At 60.1% G+C, this 20,260-nt stretch carries 9 protein-coding genes, 5 tRNA genes, 1 pseudogene and 1 riboswitch; of the genes and pseudogenes, 12 read left to right on the top strand and 3 right to left on the bottom strand.

What is annotated here, in order from left to right:
* Positions 1-69: 69 nt before the first annotated feature.
* From ACTG2O_RS20645 to ACTG2O_RS20615, 7 genes and pseudogenes are all read left to right on the top strand, one after another.
* Positions 70-3,051, top strand: a complete 2,982-nt coding sequence (locus ACTG2O_RS20645; RefSeq protein ID WP_439976571.1) for a M66 family metalloprotease — start codon at positions 70-72, stop codon at positions 3,049-3,051.
* A gap of 79 nt (positions 3,052-3,130) precedes the next feature.
* Positions 3,131-5,045 (top strand): annotated as a pseudogene (locus tag ACTG2O_RS20640) (glycoside hydrolase family 19 protein).
* Positions 5,046-5,833: 788 nt separating this feature from the next.
* Positions 5,834-5,909: transfer RNA gene (locus tag ACTG2O_RS20635), tRNA-Ala, on the top strand.
* 28 nt (positions 5,910-5,937) lie between these two features.
* Positions 5,938-6,013: transfer RNA gene (locus ACTG2O_RS20630), tRNA-Ala, on the top strand.
* 65 nt (positions 6,014-6,078) lie between these two features.
* Positions 6,079-6,154: transfer RNA gene (locus ACTG2O_RS20625), tRNA-Ala, on the top strand.
* 48 nt (positions 6,155-6,202) lie between these two features.
* Positions 6,203-6,278, top strand: a tRNA-Ala gene (locus ACTG2O_RS20620).
* Between the two features lie 34 nt (positions 6,279-6,312).
* Positions 6,313-6,388: transfer RNA gene (locus ACTG2O_RS20615), tRNA-Ala, on the top strand.
* A 169-nt stretch (positions 6,389-6,557) separates the two neighbouring features.
* Here the strand turns inward: ACTG2O_RS20615 and ACTG2O_RS20610 are convergent.
* Entirely contained in the window at positions 6,558-8,744 is a 2,187-nt protein-coding gene (locus ACTG2O_RS20610; RefSeq protein ID WP_439976570.1) for an ExeM/NucH family extracellular endonuclease, read from the bottom strand.
* Between the two features lie 293 nt (positions 8,745-9,037).
* Positions 9,038-9,120, top strand: a riboswitch (cyclic di-GMP riboswitch).
* Positions 9,121-9,236: 116 nt separating this feature from the next.
* On the opposite strand from ACTG2O_RS20610, the gene ACTG2O_RS20605 reads away from it, so the two are divergent.
* Together ACTG2O_RS20605 and ACTG2O_RS20600 are read left to right on the top strand one after the other, a co-directional pair.
* The gene (locus ACTG2O_RS20605) at positions 9,237-12,266 is read left to right on the top strand and encodes a glycosyl hydrolase family 18 protein (RefSeq protein ID WP_439976569.1); all 3,030 of its coding nucleotides are present in this window, start codon (positions 9,237-9,239) and stop codon (positions 12,264-12,266) included.
* Between the two features lie 139 nt (positions 12,267-12,405).
* A complete protein-coding gene (locus tag ACTG2O_RS20600; RefSeq protein ID WP_005362471.1) occupies positions 12,406-13,350 on the top strand; it encodes a chemotaxis protein CheV in 945 nt (314 codons plus the stop codon).
* A gap of 182 nt (positions 13,351-13,532) precedes the next feature.
* Here ACTG2O_RS20600 and ACTG2O_RS20595 read toward each other — a convergent pair whose 3' ends face one another.
* Positions 13,533-14,144: an arylesterase gene (locus ACTG2O_RS20595; RefSeq protein ID WP_439976568.1), complete on the bottom strand. Its 612-nt coding sequence runs from the start codon at positions 14,142-14,144 to the stop codon at positions 13,533-13,535.
* A 56-nt stretch (positions 14,145-14,200) separates the two neighbouring features.
* On the opposite strand from ACTG2O_RS20595, the gene ACTG2O_RS20590 reads away from it, so the two are divergent.
* Both ACTG2O_RS20590 and ACTG2O_RS20585 read left to right on the top strand, forming a co-directional pair.
* Positions 14,201-14,896: an ABC transporter ATP-binding protein gene (locus ACTG2O_RS20590; protein ID WP_439976567.1), complete on the top strand. Its 696-nt coding sequence runs from the start codon at positions 14,201-14,203 to the stop codon at positions 14,894-14,896.
* A gap of 36 nt (positions 14,897-14,932) precedes the next feature.
* Positions 14,933-17,380 (top strand): ABC transporter permease, encoded by a 2,448-nt coding sequence (locus ACTG2O_RS20585; RefSeq protein ID WP_019446440.1) that lies wholly within the window; start codon positions 14,933-14,935, stop codon positions 17,378-17,380.
* Positions 17,381-17,507: 127 nt separating this feature from the next.
* Here the strand turns inward: ACTG2O_RS20585 and ACTG2O_RS20580 are convergent, their stop codons facing one another.
* Positions 17,508-18,413, bottom strand: a complete 906-nt coding sequence (locus ACTG2O_RS20580) for a TIGR01777 family oxidoreductase (RefSeq protein ID WP_439976566.1) — start codon at positions 18,411-18,413, stop codon at positions 17,508-17,510.
* A gap of 253 nt (positions 18,414-18,666) precedes the next feature.
* On the opposite strand from ACTG2O_RS20580, the gene ACTG2O_RS20575 reads away from it, so the two are divergent.
* On the top strand, positions 18,667-20,196 hold the full coding sequence (locus ACTG2O_RS20575) for an EAL domain-containing protein (RefSeq protein ID WP_376899816.1): 1,530 nt from the start codon (positions 18,667-18,669) through the stop codon (positions 20,194-20,196).
* Positions 20,197-20,260: the final 64 nt, after the last annotated feature.

The raw sequence follows: 20,260 nt of genomic DNA, 5'->3' as shown, positions 1-20,260 counted from the left end.
TCCTCACCGATGACGGGGCATGGCGACATGCTCCTCATTCCCGGTAGCAATATGAACGAGAACCCGACAATGACCACAAATGTGACCCGAATCGCTGCCCTCATCATGGCAACCCTGGCGGCTGGCCCCCTGTCTGCCACCACCTCGCCCCTGATATTCAATGACACGACCCCGCAAAGCGATCTGGCGGGTAGCCTGGCTGCCAGCGTGCAGTTTGCCCAGAGCCAGATCCTGCCTTCCCATCCCAAAGAGGGGGATCGCCAACCCATCCTGACCAGCCTGCGCAAGAGCCTGCTGCTGGTTAAACCGCTCCAGGCCGACGGGGTGACCCCCATGACGGTGGAGGCCCGTGACGGCAGCGGCGAGCTGCTGGGCACCCTGACCTTGTCGCCGCCATCGGCGCTGCCAGAGACTGCCTACCACCTCGCGGGGGCTCCAGAAGGGGGTGTGAGTTTCATCCCGGAGAGCGGCACCACTGCCATCATCAGCAGCAGTGCTGATTTGGCCAAACTGAACGACAAGAGCGGCGCCTTCCTCAAGGAACGGCTGACTGGTCGCGCGCTGGTGGAGATCCAGACCGCCGATGGCCGCTGGGTTCGGGATATCTACCTGCCCGTGAGCCCGGAGCTGGAGGGCAAGATGGTGCGGATCCGCTCCAGCGCCGGTTATAACTCGACGGCCTTCTATGGCGAGCGACAGGTGACCGTCTCCCGTGGCCAGACCCTGCAGTTCAAGTTTGCCAATGGGCAGTGGTTCCGTGAGGGGGAGCTGGAGAACAACCGCATCACCTATGCAGCGGATACCTGGAGCGGCGAGCTGCCTGCCGAGTGGATCCAGCCCGGACTGACCCTCTCCGTTCGTCAGGGCAATCTCAGTGGTGAACTGCGTGATATCAAGGTCGGCGCCCCCGGCGAGCTGCTGCTGCACACCATCGACATCGGCATGCTCACCACGCCACGGGATCGCTTTGCCTTTGCCAATGACAAGGAGGCCCATCGCGAATACTTCCAGACCATCCCGGCCAGCCGGATGATTGTCAGTCAGTATGCACCGCTCTCCCTGCCTGAGGTGATGTTGCCCAACGGCACCCTGCTGACCGACTTTGACCCGAGCGAAGGGGGCTGGCATGGCGGCACCATGCGTCAGCGCATCGGCAAGGAGCTTATCTCCCACGGCATCGACAATGCCAACTACGGCATCAACAGCAGTGCCGGTGAAGGGGAGGGAAGCCATCCCTTTGTTGCGGCCCAGCTGACGGCGCACAACAGTCGCGGCAAGTATGCCAATGGAGTTCAGGTGCACGGAGGTTCCGGTGGCGGTGGCATCGTCACGCTGGATGATTCGTTGGGCAACGAGTTCAGCCACGAGGTGGGCCACAACTTCGGCCTTGGCCACTATGTGGATGGTTTCCGCGGCTCGGTTCATCGCAGTGCCGATCAGCTCAACTCCAGCTGGGGCTGGGACAGTGACAAACACCGTTTCATCCCCAACTTCTCGCCGACCCGCACCAATGAGGATGCCTGTCTGGATGGCCAGTGCCAGCCACCGTTCGATGGCCGCAAGTTTGGCCACGATGCGATGGCGGGCGGTCGCCCTCTCTCCGGCGCCAACCGTTTCACCCTCTATACCCCCAATTCGGCCGCCATCATCCAGCGTTTTCTGGAGAGCAAGGCGGTGTTCGATGCCAACTCGGCCACCGGCTTTAGCAAGTGGAACAGTGCTACGGCCAGGATGGAACCCTATCAGCACACAATCGAGGGGATCGAGAAGGTCGATGCCCCCATGGATGCCCTGAGCGAGGCCGGACTGAGTGCCCTGCTGGCGGATTACGGCTTGGTCAGGGTCGCCATGTGGGATGGTCGCTGGACCCGTGATATCCGGGTGCCGGTTGCCTCTGCGGACAACCGTGGGCGCAGTCTGACCATCGATCACGGGGCCGGTTACAACAGTCGCCTCTTTATCAACGGCAAGGAGATGCTGGTGAACCGGGGCTTCAAGAAGAGCTTCACCTCGGATGGCCAGAGCTGGGTGGAGGTCTCCCCCATCGATACCAAGGTTGCGCGCAAGCCCGAGCAGTTCGGCGTGCCGGTGACCACTCTGGTGGGCTATTACGACCCGCAGGGGAGCCTGCCCAGCTACATCTATCCGGCGCTGCACGGCGCCTACGGCTTCACCTATCCGGATGACAGTAACACCCTGTCAGTCAATGACTGCCAGTTGCAGGTGGAGACCCGCGATGGTCTGCAGCGCTTCAGGCTGGCCAATCACCGGGCGGCCAGCAGCGTCATGAACAAGTTCCACATCAACCTGCCCACCGCCAGCGAGCCCGGCCGCGCCACCATCCAGTGCCGTGGCCAGACACTGGTACAGCAGAGCTTGTTGCCACCGCAGCAGACCCTCTCCTTTACCGTCAACGGGCGGCCGCTGGAGCAGGGCGTGGTTGAGAACCAGCCTCCGGTGGTGACCGTGCCGGCGCAGCTCGGCGGCCTCGGCGGTGAGTGGCTGACCGTCACCGCCGAGGCGAGCGATCCCGAGGGCGATGCGCTCAGCTACCGCTGGCACTTCCCGGCGGGCTGGCAGGCGGAGGGCGAGACCAGCGCCAACCTGCGTCTGCTGCCGCCGGCAGTCACCACCAGCGAGCAGCATGAGCTGAGTGTGAGCGTCTCGGACGGGGTACATCAGAGCGAAGGGCGCGTCGTGCTGACGCTGGCGCCCGTGGTCGACGGCTCTTGCAACATCACAGATCCGGAAGCGGCGAATGTTCCCGCATGGCAGGTCAGCAAGGTCTACAACGGTGGCGACAAGGTGAGCCACAACCAGCTGGTATGGCGTGCCAAGTACTGGACTCAGGGCAATGAACCGAGCCGCGCCGCCGATCAGTGGGCACTGGCGAGTCAGGTTGATCTGGGCTGGAGCGCCGCTGTTGCCTACAACGGCGGGGAGCTGACCAACCACAACGGCCGTCAGTGGAAGGCCAAGTGGTGGACTCAAGGCAACGAGCCGGGCAAGCACGGCGTCTGGCTGGATGTCGGGGCGGCAAGCTGCCCCTAGGTTGAGTCCATGATGAAGATGGCGGAGCCTGTTCAGGCGGGCTCCGCCTTTTGCCACAAAACCATAGAGAGCAACAATAATGAAAAAAAACCGCATCACCCTTCTGCTTGCCAGCATGATGCTGAGCGGCCACCTGTGGGCGGCCGAGGCATATGACATCAACAAATCCTATCCGGGCGGCAGCCAGGTCAATTACAACGGCCAGGTTTTTGAGGCCAAGTGGTGGGTCAACCCGGGTCAGACTCCCGGCATGGCGGCCGCCAACGAGTGGGATACCCCGTGGAAGCTTGTCGGCGAAGGGGAAGTGACCCCGCCGGACACCGGTGGCGATGACAAGCCCAATCCGCCGACGCCTACCCCGCCGGATGGCAGCACCACCCCCGTCTATATGAGTCAGGCCGAGCTGGATGCCAAAGAGAAGGCGCTGACCGACTTCCCGGCGATGGAAGCGGTCAAGGCCTCCATCGCTACCCGGGACAATCTGGTGGTCGAGGCGGTGCAGCCGGGCCGTGCCGACAACCCGGGCAACGTCAAGCGGGTCGAAAGCCTGCTGAGCGAAAGCCAGTTCAACTACCTGTTCCCGCTACGCGCCCCCGAGTACACCTATCGTGGCCTGTTGCAGGCGGCGGCCAAGTTCCCGGCCCTGTGCAGCGACTACAGCGACGGCCGCGATGCTGACGCCATCTGCCGCAAGACGCTGGCAACTATGTTCGCCCACTTCGCCCAGGAGACCGGTGGCCATGAAAACTGGCGCCCGGAGGCCGAGGCGTCAGGCGCTGGTCTACGTGCGCGAGATGGGATGGAATGAGACCATGCGCGGCGGTTACAACGCCGAGTGCCGTCCCGATGTGTGGCAGGGTCAGCAGTGGCCGTGCGGTACGTTCGACAATGGCGAGTTCAAGAGCTACTTTGGCCGCGGTGCCAAGCAGCTCTCCTACAACTACAACTATGGCCCCTTCTCCGAGGCGATGTTCGGCACGGTGCGCACCCTGCTCGACCGCCCCGATCTGGTGGCCGACACCTGGCTGAACCTCGCCAGTGCGGTGTTCTTCTATACCTATCCGCAGCCGCCCAAGCCTTCCATGCTCCATGTCATCGATGGCACCTGGCAGCCGAATGACCATGACAAGCAGAACGGTCTGGTGCCGGGCTTCGGGGTCACTACCCAGATCATCAACGGCGGGGTGGAGTGCGGCGGTCCGGTCGAGCACGCCCAGTCCCAGAATCGCATCAACTACTACCGCGAGTTTGCCAACTACCTCGGAGTGGCGGTGCCATCCGACGAGGTGCTGGGTTGCAAGAATATGAAGGTGTTTGATGACAATGGCGCCGGTGCCTTGCCCATCTATTGGGAGCAGGACTGGAGCTATGTGGCAGAGAACCCCAACGGTGGCAAGAGCTATGCGTGCAAGCTGGTGGGCTACCAGACCCGTTTCAGCGCCTTCAAGGCAGGGGATTACAGCCGCTGCGTTCAGCACTTCTATCCGGAGGTGGTGATCGAGGATAACGGCGGTGGCACCAACCTGCCGCCGGTGGCCAATATCACTGGCCCGGCGCAGGCCGAAGGTGGCAGCAAGGTGACTCTCTCTGGCCAGCACTCTAGCGATCCGGAAGGCAAGCCGCTCTCCTATGCCTGGACTATCCCGGCTGGAGCCTCTGCCCCGGCACTGGATCAGGTCACTCTGGAGTTGACTCTGACCAAGCCGGCCAGCGATACCAAGCTGGATATCAAACTGACGGTCACAGATGAAGGCAATCTGAGCCGCAGCACCACCCATAGCCTGCTGGTGAAAGGAGAGGAGGGGGGCGTAACGCCGCCTGACTATCCGGCCTATAAAGAGGGGACTCCCTACAAGGCGGGCGAGCGGGTCAGCAATGGCGGTGTCAGCTACGAGTGCAAACCGCATCCCTACACCGGCTGGTGTGCCGGTGCCGCCTGGGCCTATGAGCCGGGCAAGGGTACGGCCTGGGCCGATGCCTGGATCAAGCTCTGAGCCGTTTCAGGGTTACAAGGCTTACCGATTAGCCAGCGCACTATCTGGTGTAATCACAGTCTGGTGCAATAAAAGATGGGGCCTGCGGGCCCCATTCTTGTTTGGTGGAGTTCAGGTTTGGCCGTGGAACATCTGGCCCGGACAGGACAGCGCCTCGAAAGGGCTGTGTAATGATGTGTGTTGTTTTTTTATTACATTTTCCGTGAAAGGCTTTCAGCAATTACTTGCCGTAGCGGAAGTAGTATTCACGGGTGGAGGGGGCATAGGCATCTTTCTCTACAACGCCGTTCTTGGTAGTTGCACCGCGCAGGTGGAACAGGACTGCCAGATTCTCAAACATGGTTTACCTCATCGCTCTGTCATTTATGGTTATGGTGTGTGACCTGGGTCACGGTTTGATCCTATGGTCATTTGTGAGCTAGATCAACTTTCTGTGTTGTAAATTTACAAAAATCATGGAAAGGGTTTTCAAATGCAATGCCCTTTATGGAAAGGCTTTCCCGAGGTGACGGGGGAGAAGCTGATGATCAGCTAGCAAAAGGGGCCTGAGAGCGGGGGCGTTGCACGGGGAAAGAGGCTTGCTGCACGGCCTCTCCTTTATAGGTGCTTGAGCCGATTTGTGACATAAAACAGAGAGATAGCACGCGTCTTGCTGGTAAAAACAGCGAACTGCTGCAATTTTGACTAAACGAATCAGTCGCGGTTATTTTAGGGTTGACAGCAAAGCGGGTGATGCCTATCATGCGCCTCCGTTGCCGGAGATAACTTCGGTGGCGCCGAGGTGAGTTGGGGTTATAGCTCAGCTGGGAGAGCGCTTGCATGGCATGCAAGAGGTCCGCGGTTCGATCCCGCGTAGCTCCACCAAATTCTCCTCGAACAATCTGGAATCAAAGGGGTTATAGCTCAGCTGGGAGAGCGCTTGCATGGCATGCAAGAGGTCCGCGGTTCGATCCCGCGTAGCTCCACCAGATTCTTGATTGTTGTATTGAATACCCAGGGCAGTGTGGTGTGTATCACCCAAGCCGACCTTTGTGGGGTTATAGCTCAGCTGGGAGAGCGCTTGCATGGCATGCAAGAGGTCCGCGGTTCGATCCCGCGTAGCTCCACCATTATTTAGGATGAATGGCCGCCAGAACCATTCATTTAGTACCGAATTTGGGGTTATAGCTCAGCTGGGAGAGCGCTTGCATGGCATGCAAGAGGTCCGCGGTTCGATCCCGCGTAGCTCCACCAAATTCAGAGTGACTGCCTGTCATTCACAAAAATCGGGGTTATAGCTCAGCTGGGAGAGCGCTTGCATGGCATGCAAGAGGTCCGCGGTTCGATCCCGCGTAGCTCCACCAAATTCTTGTTACAAGAAGCAAAAGGCCACCGCATCGCGGTGGCCTTTTGTTTTCTCCATCATTTATTTTCTCCATACGTCCGCGCCTTTCATTTGTAAATCCAATGACCTGAATGAAAAAGCCCGCGAGAGTCGCGGGCTTTGCTTGCACTATTCAAATGCGCCTGTGGTTAACGGCGACGTCGCCAGGCCAGCGGTAACAGGGCCAGCAGGCCGAGTCCCAGTGCACCGCTGCCTGAGGAGGTGTCCGGTTTGGTGGCATCGCTCTCCAGTCTCAGGTCGACGATGATGGGGTCATGGTCGGAGGCACTGAAGGGGTTGTCAGACTTGAGCAATGTGCCGGTGTACTGGCTGCCGTACTCGAACAGGGAGCTTTCGAAGGAGTTGATGTGCCAGTCGGCGACACCTGCTACCTTGCTGGCCAGCGCCGGGTTGGCGAGGGCGTAGTCCAGGGTGCCCAGCTCCCCGTCGTAGCTGTAGGAGATGGCTTTCTCCTTGTTGAATTTGACGTTGAGATCGATCAGGCCGTAGCTGCGAGTCACTTCGCGACCGAGCTGTTCATAGGGCTGCTCACCGATAAAGGTGTGGGAGGCCGATACGATCTTCCGCTCGCTGGTGGCCGGGTTGTAGTCGGTCAGCACCCGGATCGGATCTTCCTTGGCGTAGGAGTTGAAGTCGCCCACCAGCAGCACCTGGCCCGGCAGTTTGCTGACCGCCTCACCCAGCACCTTGGCGGCAGAGACCCGGAACTCGGTGCACTTGCCCTGCAGGTCGGCCGGTTCTGTCTTGCCATCGCCATTTTCGTAGCAGCCTGACCCCTTGGATTTGAGGTGGTTGACCACCAGCGTCAGCGGCTCCTTGCTCTTGGCGAGGGTGAAGGTCTGAACCAGAGAATCGCGCTGACCAGCTGTCTTGGCTACACCACCAGTGGTGTAGCGCTGCTCCGGCAGTTTGATGACGCTGGCATCTCCGCTGGGGGTGAGCAGGGCAGGACGGTAGAGCATCGCCACCATGATGGCGTCGCCGCCGAAGAACTTGCCATCGGTAAGGGCAGTGACCGGCAGGCGCACGTAGGCGTAGTGTTTGCTCGCATCCTTCTGCTGTTCGTTGAGGCGGGTCACCAGATTGTGGAGGGCCGAGTTATCCTCGAAGCCGTTGTTCTCCATCTCCATCAGGCCGAGCAGATCGGCATCCATTGCGGTAATGGCATTGACGATCTTGGTGCGCTGTTTCTCGAACTCGGGCTGGCTCTTGGCACCCCGGTTGCAACCTTTGGCGTTGTCGGCATCCGCCTGATCCTTGCACAGGATATTGAGTGCACCGCCGATGCTGGAGTGACTGGTGAAGTAGTTGAGCACGTTGAAGCTGCCGATCCGCAGATCGCTGCCAGAGAGGCGAGCCGGCGCGTCTTGACGATCCTCTTCAGGGCTGCGCAGCAGGGCGCCGGCAGTCAGGGTGACATCGCTCGGTACCACCAGACGGAAGGCATCCTTGTTGTATACGATCACTCCCTCCAGCCCGGTCAGTTGATCACCGATGCGCAGATATCCCTGATCGGCATCCCAGCTCGGGAACCAGGGCAGTACGCCATCCGGTACTTTGTTGTTATCGGACTCTACCACCAGACGGTTGCTGCTATTTTGGGTGGCCAAGGCGACAGCGTCCGCACTGTTGGCAACATGAAGTTGGGTCGGTTTGATCAGCGGGGTTTTGTGGGCCAACTCTACGTTGTTGCGATAGACCTTGTAGTCGAAGCCGTAGTTGCGGGTCAGGTGCAGGTCACTGCTGCTGTCGAGACGTACCCGCATCCCTTCGTGGCGATTGAGCGCCTGCGCCAGCGTCTCCCCTTCATTGACCAGCAGTACGCTGGTCGGCACATTCAGCCCTTGTGCGGTGACTTGCAGGCGGGCTTTGCTGGATTCGAAGGTGGGCTTGAGCTGGGTGCCGCCGTAGTACTCCTCGACCTTGGCTTCGAGGCAGAGTTCAGCCCCCGGTTTGATGTCTTTATATTTGGTCGCGAAGTCCTTGTCGTTCAGATAGACAAAGATGCCATCAGAGGTGGCCGGATTGCCATCGCCCACCGGGTCGGTCAGATAGAACCCCTTGGTCAGGCTTTGGCCCAGCGTCGTCACGATACCGCGAACGTTGAAGGTGCCCGTGCTGATTTTACCGGTCACATTGCCGTTCTTGTCGGTCACGGTCTGGGTGGCCAGCGCGCTGGCGGAGCCTGTGCCCTGAATGGTCGGGATGGGAGTGAGTTGAGCCGGATCGGACGGGCAGACAAATGCCGCATGGGCGCCTGAGGATGCAAGTGCCAGCCCCACGGCCAGCGACAGCAGGGTACGAGTACCTTTCATAGGTGTTCCTTTTTTATTTTTGCCAGTGATTCCATAGCCTTGGCTCGTTGACCAAGGGCGCGCATTGTCACATTTCTGGCATGTCATACCAGTGAGCCAACGCACATTAAATGAATCTGGGAAGGTGCGGGAAAGCGTTTTTATGATCCCAGTAACGATATGATTTTTTTGATAATTCAATCAATTTTAACCCTGAGATCATGACGCTTTCGTGGCAGGGGATAATTCTCTTTGAGAATAAAGATTGAGGGGATCTTGTCGCCTTCCTATACTGGGTTCGTTCCTCACGGAACCCAGGTAAAGGGCAAACCTGCAGTGATGTCGGGGCGCAATGCTTCCGGTCTCGATCGTGGATCCAGATAGCGGGGTTTCCCTGGGTGAGGGGTGGTTTTTGTGGCAGGTCCATTGCCAGTTGTCTGCGCCCATCATGCAGGTTGCGATTGTTCTTTGCCTTGGTGACCAATGCCAAGACAAAACAAGGAAGATAACAATATGCAACAGCTCTTCAGACCCAGCAGGCTTGCCATGCTGGTCGCCCTTGCGGCTGCGCCCGCCTGGGCTCAGGCCGCTTATCCCGCCTATAAATCCGGTACTGCCTACAAGGCTGGCGATATTGTCAGCAACGTCGGCGCCCTCTACGAGTGCAAAGAATTCCCCTATTCAGGCTGGTGCGGGGCATCCCCCTATCACTATGAGCCGGGGGTAGGTGTGGTCTGGGCTGATGCCTGGAAGCCCTATGGTGGCGAGGTGCCTCCTCCTGCACTCGGTGTGGCAGTCAGCTCGCCGGCTGCCGGTGCCAGCTTCAACGAAGGTACCAGCGTGGCGCTGGCGGTGAGCCTGATCGGCCCGGTAACGGCCTTGGTCAAGGTGGAATATCTTGTCGACGGCAAGCTGGTCGCCACGGCGAGCTCCTCCCCCTGGAGTGCCAGCTGGAGCGCTGCCGGAGTGGGGGCCCATACCCTCAAAGCTCGTGCGCTGGATAAAGATGGCAAGGTGCTGAGCGAAGCGGATTCGAGCTTCAACGTCGCCGCCGTGGTCGCGCCAGAGGCGCCCAAGGCGAGCATCAGCAGCCCGGCCAGCGGCGCCAAGGTGACGCTGGGTCGCAGTGTGGCGGTGAGCGGCAACGTCACCGATGCCAACAACGATGTGGCCAAAGTCGAGCTCTATGTCGACGGCAAGAAGGTGGGCGAAGATACCACTGCCCCCTGGCAGGTGAACTGGACACCGGATGCCAAAGGCAGTGCCGCCCTCAAGCTGGTGGCCACTGACAAGAGCAATCTGAGCGGCGAGTCGGCGGCGGTGACCGTCAATGTCGAGGAGGCCGCGCTGCCGCCCACCGGTGGCAACCTCTCTTGTGACATTCGCCAGGTCTATCGTCCGGATGGTTACGAGTGCATGGGGGATGACCATGCCCGTCGGGTTATCGGCTACTTCACCTCCTGGCGCACTGGCAAGAACGGCCTGCCCGCCTATCTGGTGAGCGATATTCCATGGAACAAGATAACCCACATCAACTATGCCTTCGCGGCGGTGGATGAGCAGAGCCACACCATCAAGGTGGACGATGCAGCCACCAAGATGACCTGGGATGGCGTACCGGGTGCCGAGATGGATCCTGAATTCGCCTACAAGGGCCACTTCAACCTGCTGTCGAAGTACAAGAAGCAGTATCCGGACGTGAAGACCCTCATCTCGGTCGGCGGCTGGGCCGATACCCGCGGTTTCTACACTGCCACTACCAAGGGTGACTGCTCGGTCAATACTGCCGGTATCAACACCCTGGCTGACTCGGCGGTGAATTTTATCCGCCAGTACGGTTTTGACGGGGTCGATATCGACTACGAATACCCCACCTCGATGAAGGATGCGGGCAACCCCAACGATTTCCCACTCTCCAACCAGTGCCGGGCCAAGCTGTTTGCCAATTACGAGGTGCTGATGAAGACCTTGCGGGCGCGGCTCGACAACGCAGGTAACGAAGATGGCCGCAAGTATATGCTGACCATCGCCTCACCGGCTTCTGCCTATCTGCTGCGCGGGATGGAGAACTTCCAGGTCACCCAGTACCTCGATTACGTCAACCTGATGACCTATGACTTCCACGGTGCCTGGAACCACTTTGTCGGTCACAACGCGGCCCTGTTCGACAACAATGCCGACCCCGAGCTCTCCCATTGGGGCGTCTATACCCAGACCCAGTTTGGCGGTATCGGTTACCTCAACGCGGCCTGGTCTGCCCACTACTTCCGCGGTGCGCTGGCGGCTGGCAAGATCAACGTTGGCGTGCCCTATTACACCCGCGGTTGGCAGGGGGTGAGCGGTGGCAGTCACGGGCTGGGTGGCAAGGCAGCCCTGCCGAGCCAGAACGAGTGCCAGCCGGGCACAGGTGGCAGCACCATTCCGTGCGGCAACGGGGCGGTCGGCATCGACAACATCTGGCATGATCTCGACAAGAACGGCAAAGAGATCGGCGGTGGCGCCGTGCCCATGTGGCATGCCAAGAACCTGGAGCATGCAGCCAGCCTCGGCATCACCACGCTGCCGAGTTATGGCACTGCCTGGGGTCTGGATCCCAACAATCCGGCTCACGTGATGCAGGGCAAGTATGTGCGTTACTACGATGAGAAGGCCCACGCGCCCTGGCTGTGGAACGAAGAGAAGAAGGTGTTCCTCTCAACCGAAGATGAAGAGTCCATGGGCCACAAGCTGGACTACATCATCAAGCGCGGTCTGGGTGGCGTGATGTTCTGGGAGATGGCGGGTGACTACGCCTTCGATCCGGCCAAGAACGAGTACGGCATGGGCAGCACCCTGACTACTCTGGCTTACGAGAAGTTTGCCAAGGCAACCCCGTACAACAACAAGCAGAATGATCTGGCCGCGCCGAGCGCCCAGCTCGACATCCAGGTCAGCCTCTCCGGCTTCAAGGAAGGGGACTCCAACTACCCGATCAACCCGAAACTCAAGCTGATCAACAAGTCGACCCAGACCATTCCGGGCGGCGCGCGCATCGAGTTTCTGGTGCCCACCTCTACCTCTGACACCATCACGGATCAGAGTGGCATGGGCCTGAAAGTGGTGGAGAGCGGTGGCAACGACAACTCGGAAGGTATTGCCAATGAGAAGGATTTCCACAAGGTCGCCATGAACCTGCCGGGTTGGCAGACTCTGGCGCCGGGGGCCGAGATTGAAGTCGCCATGACTTACTACTTGCCCGCCGCTGGCGTGCCGAGCGGTATGCGTATCATCAGCGGCAGCCAGACCATTGGTCTCAAGGCCGAGTTCCCGACCCTGCCGGAGGCCGTGCTGGGCTCGGGTGGTGGCGAGAATCCGGGTACCAGCTGCAGCAGCCAGAACGTCAATCCGGCGGCCTACAAGGCCTATCCGAGCTGGCCGCAGGGGGATCATGCCAATGGCGGCGATCGCATCACCCATAACAAGGTAGTGTGGCAGGCGAACTGGTGGACCAGCAGCGAGCCCAAGGCAACCGATGGCAGCTGGAAGTCTGTCTGTAGCTATTGATTTTAAAATCAATGAGATAAGTGAGGCTTCGGCCTCACTTTTTTTGTCTGGTTGGTCGCTCTGGTTGAAAATGCGCCTGCCTTTCCTGGCGGGCAGCCTCTATAATAGAGTCGATTAATAATCAGATGGATATCAGCGTATGGCGAGTATATTGGATTCCGTTGATCAACGAACTCAACTGGTGGGTGAAAACCGCCTCGAGTTGTTGATGTTTCGTCTCGGCACCCGTCAGATGTTCGCCATCAACGTCTTCAAGGTACGGGAAGTGGTCAAATTGCCCCATCTGAGCAAGATGCCGGGCTCCCATCACAATATCAGCGGGGTAGCCAATATCCGCGGTACCTCGATCCCGGTGATCAACCTGCGCAGCGCCATCGGTATGCGCCCCATGCCCATCGACAGTGAATCCAACCTCATCATCACCGAGTACAACCGCACCATTCAGGGCTTCCTGGTGGGGCAGGTGGCCAATATCGTCAACATGACCTGGAAGGATATCCTGCCGCCGCCGCGCTCCGCCGGGCGCGCCAACTACCTCACTGCCATCACCCGCATTCCCGAAGATGGAGTGGAGCAGATCGTCGAGATCATCGATGTGGAGAAGGTGCTGGCGGAGATCATCACCTATGACATCCGCATCTCCGAAGAGGTACTGGATCGGGAGATCCTGCCCGAGATGCATGGCCGCAAAGTGCTGATCGTCGATGACTCCAGCACCGCCCGCAATCTGGTGCGGGAGACCCTGGGCCAGCTTGGGCTTGAGGTGATCGAGTGTCAGGATGGTTTGCAGGCGCTGACCCTGCTCAAGGGGTGGTGCGATGCTGGCAAGAAGGTGACTGACGAGATCCTGCTGATGATCACCGATGCCGAAATGCCTGAGATGGACGGCTACCGCCTGACCCACGAGGTACGCAGCGATCCGCGTATGTCCGACCTCTTTATCACCCTCAACACCTCCCTGAGCGGCAACTTCAACGAAGCCATGGTCAAGAAGGTGGGGTGTGACCGCTTTATCTCCAAATTTCAGCCCGACTTGCTGGTCGGCGTGGCCCAGGAGCGGTTGCGTCAGGTGCTGGAAAGCTGAGAAGTTGCCTGCCGGTTATGCTAAATCAATAACAACACATCCCGCTTCGGCGGGATGTGTTGTTATTGGGTATTGGCGATGGATTGGTTGAATCAAGGTGCCACGCAGAGATCGTCGACCATTCAAAACATCCGATTTTGGCGGGATATTTTGTTATGGGATATTGGTGATAGACGGCGGGCTTATTGGCTGAGCAGCGGCTCCATAAAGCGGGCGACTTTATCGCGGATTTGTGGCTGGGCCGCCGGGGTGGGATGAATACCATCGTTCATCATAAGTTCAGGGCTCAGCGCAATATCATCCATAAAGAAGGGGAGCAGCGGCAGATCGTTAGCCTGGGCCAACTCGGGAAAGATCTGTTCGAACTGGCGCAGATAGCGGGCACCGTAGTTGCGGGGCAGCTGGATTTGGGTCAACACCACACGGGTCTGCTGCTCCTTGGCGAGCGCGATCATGCTGGCCAGATTCTGGCGGGTAATGGTCGGTGCGAAGCCACGCAGGCCATCGTTGCCCCCCAGTTCGATCAGCAGCCAATCCGGCTTGTGCTCCTTCAGCAGAGCGGGCAGACGGGCCAGCGCCCCCTGGGTCGTTTCACCGCTGATGCTGGCATTGAGCAGAGTGTGTTTGCCCCCCTCCTCCTGCCATTTCTGGTTGAGCAGGGCGGGCCAGCTCTGCTCAACCTGCATTTGATAGCCGGCGCTCAGGCTGTCTCCCAGCACCAGCAGGGTCTGGGCCTGAGCCGACGAGAGCAGGCTGCCGAGGCCAACCAACAAGGCAAACAGAATACGCACCATCAATTCAACTCCCGCTATGGATTGTCATCAAGGAATTGGAACAAAGGATACAGAGCATGAGTTCAACCCCCATTATTGTCGTCAAGGGCCTCGGCAAATCGGTTCGCCTCGGCCAGGAAAGCCTCACCATCCTTGAAGGGATCGATCTGCAAGTCAATAGCGGCGAGACGGTGGCGCTGGTTGGTGCCTCCGGCTCCGGCAAGTCCACCTTGCTGGGGCTGCTGGCCGGGCTCGATCTGCCGAGTCGGGGGGAGATCGAGATCCTTGGCAAATCCCTTGGCGAGCTGGATGAGGAGGGGCGGGCCCGATTGCGTGCCGAGCAGATCGGCTTTGTGTTCCAGTCATTCCTGCTGCTCCCGACCATGACGGCGCTGGAGAATGTGATGCTGCCCGCCGAGCTGCGCGGCGAGCGCGATTGCGAACCAAGAGCTCGCGAGCTGCTGGCGGCGGTCGGGCTTGGCGAGCGGTTGCACCATCTGCCGCCACGGCTCTCCGGCGGTGAGCAGCAGCGGGTGGCCATCGCCCGTGCCTTTATGACCCGCCCCAGTCTGCTGCTGGCGGACGAGCCGACCGGCAACCTCGACAGCAAGACCGGCGAGAAGGTTATCGAGCTGCTGTTTGAACTCAATCGCAAGCACGGCACCACGCTAGTGGTGGTAACCCATGACCATCAGCTGGCCGAACGCTGCCAGCGGCAACTGGTCATGACGGCGGGCAGACTGGATCGCGAGGTGGCCCATGATGTGGTGTAACGGGGTGAGCTGCGGGTCAGGCGGGAGATGCAAGGGATGATGCAGTGGCGATTGGGATGGCGACTGCTGCGCCGGGAAGGTTTCAGCGGCGAGCTGCGCTGGTTTGTGCTGGCGCTGGCGCTTAGCGTGGCGTGTGTCTTGAGTGTGGCATTGGTGGCGGATCGGCTCGATGCCGGACTCAAGGCGTCGGGCCGCGACTTTATCGGGGCGGATCGGGTGCTGCGTACTGCCGCTGCTCTGCCGGATGGTTGGCTGGAACGAGCGAAACAGGATGGCTTGGCGGTGCAGACCACCGTCAGCTTCAACAGCATGCTGTTTCACGGTGATGCGTTGCAGCTTGCCTCCATTCGGGCGGTGCCCGATGGTTTTCCCTTCTATGGCAAACTCACTCTGGAACCTGCCCGTGCCCCGGCTCCCGGCGAGATCTGGCTCTCCGCCCGGGTGATGCAGCTGCTCAAGGCCAAAACGGGGGATGAGCTGGAGGTAGGCAATACGGTGCTCAAGGTGGCAGGCCTGCTTGGCGAGGAGCCGGACCAGGGCTTCAGCCCCTTCCTGCTGGCGCCGCGGGCGCTGATCCACAGTGCCGATATCGAGGCGACCGGCGCCCTGCTTCCCGGCAGCCGCCAGCAGTGGCGCTATCTGTTCAAGGGGCCGCGAGAGTCGCTGGCCCGTTACGAGCAATGGTTGTTGCCGCAATTGCAGGCCGGACAGAAGTGGATCAAACCGGATGACAGCGAATCCCAAGTGGGCCGATCGCTGGCCAATGCCGAGCGTTTCTTCCGGCTTGCCTCGCTAAGCGGGGTGTTGCTGGGGGCGTTGGCGATGGGGATTGCGGTGCGCCACTTTGCCGAGCGCCAGACCAATATGGTGGCGCTGCTCAAGACGCTGGGGGCATCACGTCGCTCGCTCTGGCAACTGATGGGAACCCTGCTGCTGTCGCTGACGCTGATCGGTGCGCTGCTGGGTCTGGTAGCGGGCACCGTCATGCAGTGGATCACCTTGCAACTGCTGGGGGACCTGCTGCCGCCGGATCTGCCGCTCCCCTCCTGGCGCCCCTTTGCGCTGGGGGTGGCGGTGGCGCTCTTTATCACCCTGCTGCTCGCTTTTGTGCCCTTCTTGCGGTTGCTGAAGGTGCCGCCGCTGCGGGTATTGCGCCGGGAGCTGGAGGCGGGGATTCCCCCCTGGCTGGCCCTGCCTGTCGGTCTGCTCGGGCTGTTTGCGCTGGTCTGGGGCTTTACCGCCGATGTACGGCTGGCGCTGGGTCTGGTGGGTGGCATGGGCTTGCTGATGGCCCTGCTGGCCCTGCTGGCGGCGCTGATGTTGCGGTTGGGGGCAAGAGTGAGCGGACCTCATGCCTTGCGGCTGGCGCTGGCCCACCTGTCGCGCGAGCGCAGTAGCGGCCTATTTCAGCTGGCGGGCTTTGCGCTGGCGCTGATGCTGTTTGGCTTGCTCTGGGCGGCCCGGGTCGATCTGCTGGATGAGTTTTCGGCACGTCTCCCCGTCGATGCGCCCAACCGTTTTCTGGTCAATGTGGCCGAGAACGAGCGGGAGGGGATCCTGAGCGAGCTGGCGGCAGCCGGGGCCACCACTTCCGATTTCTATCCCATGGTGCGCGGCCGGCTGACTCATATCGCCGGTGAGGCGGTGGGCGAGGGAGCGAGTAGTGGTCGTGAAGGGGTCGATCGGGAGCTTAACTTCACTACCACGGCGACCCTGCCAATCGACAACAAGCTGGTGGCCGGGAAATGGCTTGCCGGGCCCGGCGAGGTGTCGGTGGATAGCGAGCTGGCCAAGCGACTCGATATCAAGCTGGGGGACATGCTCGCCTTTACCATCGAGGGGCGCAGCTTCGGCGCCAGGGTCACCAGTTTGCGCAGCATCAAGTGGGACAACATGCGCCCCAACTTCTACATGATCTTCTCCGAGGATCTGCTGGCACCCTTCTCCCGAACCTGGCTTGGCAGCTACCGGCTGCCCGAGGCGGGACGCACTGCCGAGGTGGAGTTGATCCGCCGCCACCCCACGGTGAGTCTTATCGATGTGGATGACCTGATTGCGCGGCTTACGCAGGTCTCGGAGCAGGTGAGCCGGGCGCTGGCGCTGATGCTGGGGTTGGTGACGGTGGCGGCGCTGCTGGTGCTGCTGACCCAGACCCAGGCCAGCATGGCCCAGCGTCGGCGCGAGCTGCTGTTGATGCGCACTCTGGGTGCCAGCAGCGAACTACTGAAAAAGATGCTGCGCTGGGAGCTGGTGGCCAGTGGTGCGCTGGCGGGGTTCTGTGCCGCCATGGTGGTGGAGCTATGCTCTTTTGGCCTGCAGTGGTGGTGGTTCGAGGGGCAGTGGCAGTTCCACTGGGCTATCTGGCTCGGCCTGCCGACGCTGGGAGCCTTGTTGGTGACTTTGGCGGGGCAGGGGATGCAGCGCCAGCTGCTGGCTGGCACCCTGAGCGATCGGCTGCGGGGTCTGGGTCAGGGGTTGTTGTAATCCTGCCAGCGCGAGCCGATGCATACAAGGTGCAATAGCGCAGCCACAATAAACAAGCAGCCCGGCCATTGGCCGGGCTGCTTGTTATGCGAGGTGCTGACGAGCGGAGGCAGCGAGCTGGTGTGAGTTAGCGGGGCTCGCGCAGCAGATTGGCGAGGGCGCTCGGCAGCTCGGGATAGCTGAAGTGAAAACCGGCCTGTTGCAGCCGTGCTGGTATCACCTTTTGTCCGGTCAGCAGCAGATCTGCCGCCTCCCCCATCACCAGTTGCAACAGCGGCGCGGGCACGAAAAAGAGGTGCGGGCGGTGCAGCGTGGTAGCCAAGGTCTGGCTGAACTCCCGGTTGCTGACCGGATGGGGGGCGGTTCCGTTGAAGGTGCCGCTGCACTCCTCGTGTTCCAGCAGGAACAGCATGGCGCGTATCAGATCCTGCACATGGATCCAGCTCATCATCTGGCTGCCTGACCCCATAGGGCCGCCGAGCCCGAGTCGGTAGGGAGGGAGCATTTTGGGCAGGGCGCCGCCATCCATGCCAAGCACCAGCCCGATCCGCACGATACAGACCCGGGTCTGGCGGCTCTGGGCCTCCTGCGCCAGGGTCTCCCACTGCTGGCAGAGCTGGTGGGTGAATTCGTCGTTGGGAGAGCGGCACTGCTCGTCGAGGGTTTCGGTGCCCTGTCTGCCATACCAGCCGATGGCGGAGGCGTTGATCAGCACCTTGGGCGGTGTGCTGGATAGCTTGATGAGATCGACTAGCTGCTCGGTCAGTAGCCAGCGGCTATCGCAGAGCAGCTGTTTGCGCGACTCGCTCCAGCGTCCGGCGGCGATAGGTTCACCGGCCAGATTGATCACCGCATCCACGTCATTGAGGTCATCAAGCCGGTCGAGGTTATCCAATACCTTGATATCGTGGCCCAACAGGGAGTAAGCGCGGCTCCCCTGCCTGCTCAATACCACGACCTCGTGATTGACCTTGAGATGGGCAACCAGCTTGCGGCCGATAAAGCCGGTCCCTCCGGTAATAAGAATCTTCATCGCTGCACGCTCCTGCTGCCGTTTGCTCTACTCTAATGACGTCGTCCTCCTGCAACAAGTGGACGAGCTTGGCATGTGTTGTTCACTAGACTGGTTTTAACTCTATCTTTTTCTTACCAGATATTGTTCAACAATAGTTTGAATTGATTGATTTTTGTTGGGTGGAGATTTGTTGATCAATCGCTATTATGGCGACCCTTTTCGCCTGTCCAACGAGGCTGTCACCCATCATCCGAGCATCAAAGAGGCCGCCATGCCATTTCGTCGTTTGAAACTTCGCCAGCTTTACTCGAGGATTCTGGTAGCGCTGCTGATGGGGGGCGGGATCCTGCTGCTGGGGGTTATTGCCGTTATCTGGCAGACGGTGACGGAGATAGAGCGTGATGCCGATTCACGGTTGCAGCATGCCCGTATGATGTTTGATCGTTCCATCGGCCATGCCCGGCAGGCGGCCATCAATGTGGAGGGGATGCTAGGTCACTCGTGCAAGGAGGCGGCACAACTGCTGCGCGAACAGGTGGCCACGGTGCCTGATGTCCGTTCCGCCAATCTGGCTGTCGGCAGCCACATCTACTGCACCTCGCTCTATGGTGACTACGATGGCCCCTTCAATCCTGACAGTTATGTGGATGGCAGGCTGCAACTGCTGCCTGGCAATGAGGTCACACCGGATCGCCCCTTGATCGTGCTGCGTCATGAAACGGACAAGGGGAGTGTGCTGATCGGTGTAGATGGCTACTACCTGCGCAATACCCTGGAGATCTCCAGCAAGAACTCCCCGATGGCTCTGGTGGTGGGGCAGAGAGCTCTGTTTGGCTCAGGTCAGGTCGGGGCGGCGCCCTCTCCGACAGAAGAGGGTTATATTGCCCTCGCTTCGGCTGATTTCCCCTATCAGGTTGTCACCCGGGTCACGGTGCATGACTACTGGAGCCACGCATGGCGATACTCCAGATATACCTTGTTCCTCTCCCCGTTGCTGGCGCTGCTGATTGGATTCGGCACCTTCAGGCTGATGGGGCGTAGCAGTTCGCCAGCGGAGGAGCTCAAGCGGGCGTTGATCGAAGAGGAGTTTATCCCCTACCTGCAGCCGGTGGTCTCCGGTGAGGATGAGCAGTGGCGTGGCTGCGAGGTGCTGATGCGCTGGCAGCATCCCAAGCAGGGGATGATCTCGCCGGATCGCTTTATTCCGCTGGCGGAAGATAGCGGGCTGATCGTGCCCATGACCAGCCTGTTGATGGCCCAGGTGCGCGACCACTTCTCCCCTTATGCCCGCAAGCTGCCGGCCAAGTTCCATTTTTGCTTCAATATCAGCGCCAAGCACTTTCAGGACCTTGACCTGTTGGCTGACTGCAAGGCGTTTCTTGACGCATTTAAAGACAATCCCGTTGATTTGGGGCTGGAGCTGACCGAGCGTGAACTGCTGGTGGCTGATGAGACAACCGCTCAGATGTTTGCCGAACTGCGCAAACTGGGCGTCTTGATCTCTATCGATGACTTTGGCACCGGTCACTCCAGTCTCACCTATCTGCAACAGTTTCAGGTCGATGCACTCAAGATTGACCGGAGCTTTGTGGAGATGATCGGCACGGATGCACTCTCCAGCCATATCGTTGAAAACGTGATTGATCTGGCGAAGCGACTTGAATTGATCCTGATCGCGGAGGGGGTCGAGAAGCAGTCGCAGGCGGACTACCTGCGGGCGCGCCACGTTGACTATCTGCAAGGGTATCGTTACAGCCGCCCCATCCCGATGAAGCAGTTTTGCAAGACCTTGTTTGGCTGAACGGTTGAATGGGGAGCATAAAAAAACCAGCGATCGCTCGCTGGTTTTTTGTTGGTACGGTTTG

This window comes from Aeromonas sp. 61P (genome assembly GCF_051919545.1).
GTDB classification, from domain to species: domain Bacteria; phylum Pseudomonadota; class Gammaproteobacteria; order Enterobacterales; family Aeromonadaceae; genus Aeromonas; species Aeromonas veronii.
Note: the sequence above shows the minus strand (reverse complement) of the source record. Positions and strands in the feature narration are given on the sequence as shown.